The sequence below is a fragment of the Sphaerisporangium flaviroseum genome, from assembly GCF_039537005.1.
Classification (GTDB): Bacteria; Actinomycetota; Actinomycetes; order Streptosporangiales; family Streptosporangiaceae; genus Sphaerisporangium; species Sphaerisporangium flaviroseum.
Genome location: NZ_BAAAZR010000017.1, coordinates 117,139 through 125,344 on the forward strand (window position 1 = coordinate 117,139; position 8,206 = coordinate 125,344).

General features: G+C 69.1%; 7 protein-coding genes. 3 read left to right on the forward strand and 4 right to left on the reverse strand.

Annotation, left to right across the window (positions count from 1 at the left end; all coding sequences use genetic code 11):
• Nucleotides 1–117 precede the first annotated feature (117 nt).
• Nucleotides 118–972 (reverse strand): 3-methyl-2-oxobutanoate hydroxymethyltransferase, encoded by an 855-nt coding sequence (panB, locus tag ABD810_RS23785; protein WP_425566944.1) that lies wholly within the window; start codon nt 970–972, stop codon nt 118–120.
• Between the two features lie 315 nt (nt 973–1,287).
• Here panB and ABD810_RS23790 point away from each other — a divergent pair, with 315 nt between their 5' ends.
• Nucleotides 1,288–2,847 carry an MFS transporter gene (locus ABD810_RS23790; RefSeq protein ID WP_344944430.1) on the forward strand — a complete coding sequence of 520 codons (1,560 nt, stop codon included), beginning with the start codon at nt 1,288–1,290 and terminating at the stop codon, nt 2,845–2,847.
• Between the two features lie 7 nt (nt 2,848–2,854).
• Entirely contained in the window at nt 2,855–3,460 is a 606-nt protein-coding gene (locus ABD810_RS23795) for a TetR/AcrR family transcriptional regulator (RefSeq protein WP_344944433.1), read from the forward strand.
• Between the two features lie 68 nt (nt 3,461–3,528).
• On the opposite strand, the gene ABD810_RS23800 is transcribed toward ABD810_RS23795, so the two are convergent.
• Nucleotides 3,529–4,173, reverse strand: a complete 645-nt coding sequence (locus ABD810_RS23800; protein ID WP_344944436.1) for a winged helix-turn-helix transcriptional regulator — start codon at nt 4,171–4,173, stop codon at nt 3,529–3,531.
• A gap of 163 nt (nt 4,174–4,336) precedes the next feature.
• Here ABD810_RS23800 and ABD810_RS23805 point away from each other — a divergent pair, with 163 nt between their 5' ends.
• Nucleotides 4,337–4,723 carry a VOC family protein gene (locus ABD810_RS23805; RefSeq protein WP_344944439.1) on the forward strand — a complete coding sequence of 129 codons (387 nt, stop codon included), beginning with the start codon at nt 4,337–4,339 and terminating at the stop codon, nt 4,721–4,723.
• A gap of 664 nt (nt 4,724–5,387) precedes the next feature.
• Here ABD810_RS23805 and ABD810_RS23810 read toward each other — a convergent pair.
• Together ABD810_RS23810 and ABD810_RS23815 are read right to left on the reverse strand one after the other, a co-directional pair.
• Nucleotides 5,388–7,178, reverse strand: coding sequence for an NAD+ synthase (locus tag ABD810_RS23810; protein ID WP_344944442.1), 1,791 nt, complete (start codon nt 7,176–7,178; stop codon nt 5,388–5,390).
• A 44-nt stretch (nt 7,179–7,222) separates the two neighbouring features.
• Nucleotides 7,223–7,792: a TetR/AcrR family transcriptional regulator gene (locus ABD810_RS23815; protein ID WP_344944444.1), complete on the reverse strand. Its 570-nt coding sequence runs from the start codon at nt 7,790–7,792 to the stop codon at nt 7,223–7,225.
• Between the last annotated feature and the right edge of the window lie 414 nt (nt 7,793–8,206).

Sequence of the window (8,206 nt, forward strand, 5' to 3'; positions counted from 1 at the left end):
CGGGGTCGGTCGATCGGCCCCACGGACTCGCCGCCTGCTGCTCCTGTCCCGGGCAAGTCCGGGGTGCTGGGACACCGCGACCGCCGTACCGATGGTGTGGCGGTCGCGGTGGCGGGTTCAGCGGTAGCTGTGCTCCGGAGCGGGGAACGCGCCGGAGGCGACCTCGCCGGCGAAGGCGCGAACCGCCTGGTCCATCTCCCCGGCCAGGTCGAAGTACTTCTTGACGAACTTCGCCGGGCGCGGCGTGAGCCCCATGAGGTCCTGCCAGACGAGCACCTGGGCGTCGCAGGACGGACCGGCGCCGATGCCGATGGTCGGCACCGACAGGGCGGCCGTGACCCGCGCCGCCAGGTCGGCGGGCACGCATTCGAGCACGACGGAGAACACGCCCGCGTGCTCCAGGGCCTTGGCGTCGGCCATCAGCTCGTCACCGGACTGGCCGCGCCCCTGCACGCGGTAGCCGCCGAAGACGTTCACCGACTGCGGGGTCAGGCCGAGGTGGCCCATGACGGGGATGCCGGCCGAGACGAGCGTCTCGACCTGAGGCAGCACGCGGCGGCCGCCTTCCAGCTTGACCGCGTGGGCGCCGGCCTCCTTCATGAACCGCGCGGCCGACTCCAGGGCCTGCTGAGGAGACGACTGGTAGGAGCCGAAGGGCAGGTCGGCGACCACCATCGCGCGGGACGAGCCGCGGACCACCGCCGCCGTGAGCGGGATGAGGTCGTCGACGGAGACGGGAAGGGTGGAGTCGTAGCCGTACACGACCATCGCGGCCGAGTCTCCGACGAGCATGACCGGGATCCCGGCCTCGTCGAACACCCTCGCGGTCATCGCGTCGTAGGCGGTGACCATCGGCCATCTCTCGCCCTGCTCCTTGGCGGCCGAGATGTCGCGGACGGTCACTCTTCGCCCAGCCTTGCCGCCGTAGAGAGCGGTCGGCGAGCTGGAAATGCTTGACGTAGAGGACATCATGGATCCCTCCAGGCCTCGAGGCGCCCTTGTGGCGTCCCCGGACGGTCAGATCATCGCATGTCTTACCGTTCTAGCAACACCCGGCATGCCCTCTGCTCATCCCCTCATTCCCCGAGATCCGCGTCACCTCCGCGGCCGGGCCGGGACCCGGGGGGCCTGACGTGAGAGAACGTTCGGGAAACGTACCGGAAATGGTCTGGCAACTCCCGTGAAAGTATCGAAACGCGACGGTTGCGTATCGAATCTCAGAGCGCTACGGTAGCGTTGCGAAACTCAACCGTATCGAAATATGCGTAAGCATGCTCTGGGGGCATAGTGCAACCACCGACAGGTCACCCGCGCAGATGGCAGATCCTCGGCGTGATGGTGTTCAGCCTGCTGGCCATCGTTCTGGACAACACGATTCTCAATGTCGCGCTCAAGGTCATCTCCGACCCCGTGGCCGGCATCGGGGCGACGCAGAGCCAGCTCGAATGGGCGATCAACTCCTACACCCTGGTCTTCGCCGGCCTGCTGTTCACCTTCGGGGTGCTCGGTGACCGGTACGGCCGCAAGCGCATGCTGCAGGTCGGCATGGTGCTGTTCGGCCTCGCCTCGCTGGCCAGCGCCTACTCGCAGGATCCGACGCAGCTGATCTTCGCGCGCGCGGCCATGGGGCTCGGCGGCGCCGCCGTCATGCCGGCGACGCTCGCGATCATCTCCAACGTCTTCGCCCCGGAGGAGCGCGGCAAGGCGATCGGCATCTGGGCCGGAGGGGTCGGCCTGGCCATCGCCATCGGCCCGATCACCGGAGGGTTGCTCCTTGAGCACTTCTGGTGGGGCTCGGTGTTCCTGATCAACGTGCCGGTCGTGATCGTCAGCTTCGTGCTGACCGCCTTCCTGGTGCCCGAGTCCAGGAACCCCGACAAGGCCCAGCTCGACCCCATCGGCGTGCTGCTGTCCATCATCGGACTGATCGGCGTCGTCTACGGCATCATCAAGGGCGGCGAGCTCGGCTCGGTCACCGACCCCCAGGTGTGGCTGCCCGGCCTCGCCGGCATCGCGGTGCTCGCGGCCTTCGTCTGGCACGAGCGCAGAACGGCCCACCCCGCCTTCGACGTGCGGTACTTCGCCATCCCGAAGTTCTCCACGGCCGTCGCGAGCGTCGGGCTGGTGTTCTTCTCGATGATGGGCGTGATGTTCTTCCTGGCGTTCTACCTGCAGATCGTCAAGGGGTACTCCCCGTTGCAGGCCGGCGCGCTGGTGCTCCCGTTCGCGGCGGCGCAGCTCATCTTCTCGCCGCTGAGCGCCGGCATGGTCCGCAGGTTCGGCGCCAAGATCGTCGCAACCACCAGCCTCGTGGTCGTGGCCGCCGCGCTGGCGAGTTACTCCTTCCTCCAGGTCGACACCTCGATCTGGGTGTTCGAGCTCATCGGGTTCGTCCAGGGCGCGGCGATGGCCAACATCAACCCGCCCGCGACCGAGGCGGTCATGTCCTCGCTGCCTCGCGAGAAGGCCGGCGTGGGCTCGGCCATGACCAACACCGTCCGGCAGGTGGGTGGCGCGCTCGGGGTCGCCATCCTCGGCTCACTGCTGTCGGCCACCTACCGTGACAACATGGCCGCCTCGCTGACGGTGCTGCCGGAGAACCTCCGGCACGCGGCGGGCGAGTCGATCACCGCGACCATGGGTGCCGCCGAGGCGCTCGGGCCGCAGGGCGCCGTGCTGATCGCACCGGCCAAGCAGGCGTTCATGGACGGCATGCACCTGACCGCTCTCTGTGGCGCCCTGGTCGCGCTCGTCGGCGCCGCGGTGGTGGCCAAGTGGCTACCCGGCAAGGAGGCGCCTGCCATCCCGGCAGCGCGACCGGAGAACAAGGAACCGGCAGTAGTGTGAGCTCACCATGGTGACTGAGGAGATGGGGGCGGCCCGCGCGCCGGGCCGTCCCCGCAGCGAGAAGGCGGAGAAGGCGATCGTCGACGCCGCGATCGACATGATCGCCGAGGGCACCGGTGTGGCCGAGCTCTCGATCGAGGCGATCGCCGCCCGGGCCGGTGTCGGCAAGACCACCATCTACCGCCGCTGGTCCAACAAGGAGGACCTCGTCGTCGACGCGCTGGCCACCCTGAAGGCGCCGATACCGGTGCTGGACGCGGCGTCCGTGCGTGAGAACGTCGTGCGCTATCTCGGGTCGATGCAGCAGGAGACCCACCACCGCCGCACGCGCTGCATCATGAACATCGCCTTGAGCGAGTCCGAGCGCTACCCCCATCTGGCGGAGCGCTTCCGCGAGATCGCCATCAAGCCTCGGCGCGAGGCGCTGCGGTCGGTGATCCAGCGAGGCGTCGACTCCGGTGAGCTCCGCGCCGACGTGGACGTCGAGGTGGCGATGGCCGCGCTGACCGGGGCGATGCTGTTCTTCACCAAGTGGCGCGACAACGAGGACGACCTCCCCCTCGACCTCCCCGAACGCATCGCCGACCAGATCCTCACCGGCCTGCGCCCCTGAGCACCGCCTCGGCGACCTCACGACGCGAACGGCCGCCGCCCGCATGACGGGCCATCATGGCCGAAGGGTCATGGGGTGGTGACCGCCCGCAGGAGGCGGCGCAGGGCAGGTAGGTCGCCTGTGGCGGCGGCGTTCCCGTCGGACATGGCGGCGTCGAGTGTGGCCGGGTCGTCGAGCAGGGCGTTCAGCGTTCGCGGGTCGGTGCACAGGGATGCGTCCGCCCTGGCGGGCTCGCCGAGCTCGACCTGCACCTGAGCGTCGGCTGTTCGGATGGTCCATACGCGGTCATCCAGTTCGAGACGATAGATGGCCGGGGGTGCCTTGGGGTCAGGGCGCGCGGACGACCGCAGATAGAGCAGGACCGAGGTGGCGCTGAGCGTGGCCGGCGCGGGCGGCAGCGGGACGCGAACCCCCCAGGCGCCCAGGGCGAGCACGATCGGTTCCAGCTTCCGCCCCCATTCGGTCAGTTCGTACACCCATGAGCCGGCCGGGGGTGGCAGTTTACGGCGGCGTACCACGCCACGTTCTCCCAGCTCGCGCAGCCGGTCGCTGACCAGGTTCGAGCTTGCGCCGGCCAGGGCCCGGCGGACGTCGGAGAAACGTTGCGCTCCGAGGAGCAGTTCGCGCACGACGAGCAGGGCCCACCGCTCCCCGACGACATCGAGGGCGCGAGCTATCCCGCAGGCGTCCCCGTAGCTACGGCTCGTCGGCATGATCTTCTCCCTCTTCGCTTGAGTGCTAATGTACAACTTCATGGTTGTTATTAACAACTTAGGCGAATAGGGTGAAGAGGTACCGCCAGATCGGACTCGACGAGCGGGTTCGCGACGGCCGAGCACAGTCGGCGCCGGGTCACCGGCGCGGGAAGGACCGGCCATGGCACAGCCAGTTGTGCACTTCGAGATCATCGGATCCGATCCGGCGAAGCTTCGTAGCTACTACGGCGAATTGTTCGGCTGGGAGTTCGACACCAGCGGCCCGGTCGCGAAGCCGGTCTCCGAACCGGGCAACTACGGGTTCGTACACCCCGGCACGACCGGTGAGGGGGTCGGCATTCCGGGCGGCGTCGGCGGAGGCACGGGTTACGACGCTCGTGTCATCTTCTACATCGGCGTTCCCGACGTCGAGGCCGCGCTCCAGAAGGCCGAAAGCCTCGGCGGGACCCGCCGGATGGGCCCGGACCGGGCCCCGGGGAGAGACCTCGTGGTCGCCCACTTCACCGACCCCCAGGGCAACCTGATAGGCCTCGCCGGCCCGGCGTAACCTCCGTCACCTGACCGCGGACGTGGCGTTGACGCACGTTCCTCGGCATGATCGGTCCTCGCCTTCGGCATGATCGGTCCTCGCCTTCGGCATGATGGTCCTCGCCTTCGGCTCGGGCAGTTCTTCCCAGGGGGCTCCGCCCCCTTCGACCCCCGGCCTGTCCGGTTGTGCCCACCTGGGTGGGTGGCCACGGGTGCCCCGATCAAATGGGTGCCGGGTGGGCCAAAGGGGTGTTCGTCAATCGGTCTGCGATCTTTGACACCCTCAGCCTTCAGCCTCCGATAGCCTGCGACGCCGCCTCGCCTTGACCTCGCTCCGGCTCCACCTGCCCGTGTGTGCTGAGTTGACCGTTTCGCCTTGCCCCCTCAGCGGCTCCTCCCGCACCGTGTCCGGTTCCTCACCTGGGTGGGCGGCCACGGGTGCGCCCATCAAATGGGTGCCGGGTGGGCCAAGAGGGTGTTCGCCAACCGGCCCGCGATCCCTGAGACCCTCGACCTTCAGCCTCAGACGGCCTGCGACACCGCCTCGGCTTGGTCCCTCATTCCCATCCACCCGCACCGGGTGGTGGGAATGAGGACATTTCGATACTGGGGCGCGGGTGTCGCCGTACCGTGTCTCGTCGTCGCGGTGCCCAAGCACCACCGGGGTGGCGCTGCGGTGGGGGTCAGGATGACGGGGTTTCGCGCCAGCGGTTGGTGATGGGGAGGCGGCGGTCGCGGCCGAAGTTCTTGGGGGTGATCTTCGGGCCCGGGGGATACTGCCGGCGCTTGTACTCCGCGAGGTCGACCAGGCGGATGACCCTCGCCACCAGCTCCGGGTCGTGCCCGGCGGCGATGAGCTCGCCCTTGCCCATGTCGCGCTCGACGTAGTCGCCGAGCAGCCGGTCGAGTACGTCGTACGGCGGCAGCGAGTCGGTGTCCCGCTGGTCGGGCCGCAGCTCGGCGCTCGGTTCCTTGGTGATCGAGTTCTCGGGGATGGGCGGCTCGGCGAAGTGGTGCAGCAGGTCGCTCTCGCGGCCGGCCTGGGAGTTGCGCCAGGTGGACAGCTGCCACACCGTCGTCTTCAGGACGTCCTTGATCGGGGCGAAGCCGCCAGCGGAGTCGCCGTAGAGCGTGGAGTAGCCGGTGGCCAGCTCGCTCTTGTTGCCCGTGGTCAGCACCAGGTGGCCGTGCTCGTTGGACAGCCCCATGAGCAGCATGCCGCGCACCCGCGCCTGGAGGTTCTCGGCGGCCAGGCCGCTCAGGTCGACCTCCTTGTCGAAGGCGTCGACGATGCCCTCGATGGGGACCAGCCGGGAATGGAGCCCCTGCCGCGCCACCAGGTCACGCGCGTCGCCCACCGAGTGGTCGGAGGAGTGGCGGGAGGGCATGAGCACGACGTGGACCCGGTCGGGCCCGACGGCGTCGGCGGCGATGGTCGCGGTCAGCGCCGAGTCGATGCCGCCCGACAGGCCGAGGACGACCGACTGGAAGCCGTTCTTCGTGAAGTAGTCGCGCACGCCCAGGACCAGCGCCGAGTAGACCTCCTCGAGATCGTCGAGTCGCGGCGCGATGGTCGGCGGCTCGGGAACGTAGGCGGGCAGCGGCTCGGCGGACAGCTCGAGCCGCTCGACGGTGATGGTGGTGCCGTCCCCGGCGTCCACGGGGAAGGTTCCGGGCGTGACCTTGCGGTCGGCGAGCGGCAGCTCCAGATCGGTGACCAGGAGCTCCTCGCGGAACTGCCCCGCCCGGGCGACGAGCTCGCCCGAGGCGTCCACCACGATGGAATCACCGTCGAAGATCAGCTCGTCCTGCCCGCCGACCTGGTTGGCGTAGGCCAGCGCGCACCCGGCCTCGCGCGCGCGGCTCGCGCACAGCGCCAGACGCACGTCGTCCTTCTCCCGCTCGTACGGCGAGGCGTTGGGCACGACGAGCAGCCCCGCGCCGGCCTCGGCCACGGCCGACACCGGGCCGCCGTCCTGCCAGAGGTCCTCGCAGACGGCGATCGCCACGTCGACGCCGTGAAGGCGGAAGATCGGCAACCGGTCGCCTCGGACGAAGTAGCGGTATTCGTCGAAGACGCCGTAGTTGGGCAGGTGGTGCTTGGCGGTGCGGGTGACGACGCGGCCGCGGTGGATCAGCGCGGCGGCGTCCAGCGGCGCGCCCTTCGGCTGCCCGGTGCGGGGTGCGGCCCCGGTGCGGTCGACGTATCCCACGACCACCGGGATCTCGCCGAGACCCTCATCGGCCAGCCGCTTCGCCGCGGCCGTGAGCGTCGCGATCGAGGCGTCGACGAACGATGTGCGGAGCACCAGATCCTCGACGGGATATCCGGTGAGGAACATCTCGGTGAAGACGGCCAGGTGCGCGCCGGCGTCGGCGGCGCGGCGGGTCCACTCGACGAGCTTGTCGGCATTCGAGGAGAGATCGCCGACCGCCGGGTTCGTCTGGGCCAGGGCTATGCGCAGTTGTGGCACGGTCTCCACCTTACGTGTGCTGGTCAGGATGCATGAGCGGTGGATCAACTTTGTGGACGGAGCCCGTCCATCATGATCGTTAACAGCAGCTCGCCGCTGTCCTCCGAGCGCTCGGAGGCGACGGCGATGGCGTGGGCGATCCGCAGGAGACCGAGGCCGTCAAGCTCGGGACGGACTTCCCCGGCCTCCTGCGCCCGTGAGAGCAGAGCACCGGCCGCACCCCGCATCTTCTCGTGACAGGAGGTGAACACCTCCGAATGGGGCTCCAGGGTGGCTGTCAGCGCCTGGGTCAGCCCCCGCTTGGTGCGGGAGGAGGCCGCGATGATCCGCATCCACTCGCGAACCGCCTCGGACGGCGGGAGCCGGTCGGCCAGATCGTGGGCCTGCTGGGCGAGGCTCACGACATGGTCGTGATAGACGGCTTCCTGAAGGGTCAGCCGAGTGGGGAAGTGCCGGTAGAGCGTGCCGATGCCCACGCCGGCGCGGCGCGCGATCTCCTCGAGCGGCGCGTCGACCCCTTGTTCCACAAAGACGATCTTGGCCTCGGCCAGCAGTCTGTCGTAATTGCGGCGCGCGTCGGCGCGCATCGGACGGGGTGGCGAAGTGATGGCCATGACTCCTTCGCGGGCCTCGTAGGTGATCGGGGCGCGATGCCGCACCCTTGACTTTAATGGATTCCACCCGGAGGCACCCCTCCGCGAGCCGCGGAGCCGGCGCCCGTTCCGGCGGAGCCTGAAGTGGCCGGACGCCCGTGTCGCCACATGAGTAGGGGTGTACTCATGACCACCACCTTGCGCGATGTGACCGTTGCCTCACGTACGCACGGTCACGAAGGGAGGGTGCGATGTCATGGAACAGGTACGGCCTGTCTGGCAATGCCAGTGCGTCACCTGATGGGGGAGTCGCGGCGGTGTCGCGGATTCCGGGGAGCATGGAGCTGTGGTGGCCGGGCCGGGACGGCTCGCTGGAGGGGGCGTACTGGTACGACGGTCAGCCCTGGCGGCGGTACCAGATCGCTCCAGGAGGCA

Excerpts from the sequence above, each read along its gene's own strand:
- panB (WP_425566944.1), bottom strand. The coding sequence starts at position 972 with ATGATGTCCTCTACGTCAAGCATTTCCAGCTCGCCGACCGCTCTCTAC.
- ABD810_RS23795 (WP_344944433.1), top strand. The coding sequence starts at position 2,855 with ATGGTGACTGAGGAGATGGGGGCGGCCCGCGCGCCGGGCCGTCCCCGC.
- ABD810_RS23800 (WP_344944436.1), bottom strand. The coding sequence starts at position 4,173 with ATGCCGACGAGCCGTAGCTACGGGGACGCCTGCGGGATAGCTCGCGCC.
- ABD810_RS23805 (WP_344944439.1), top strand. The coding sequence starts at position 4,337 with ATGGCACAGCCAGTTGTGCACTTCGAGATCATCGGATCCGATCCGGCG.
- ABD810_RS23815 (WP_344944444.1), bottom strand. The coding sequence starts at position 7,792 with ATGGCCATCACTTCGCCACCCCGTCCGATGCGCGCCGACGCGCGCCGC.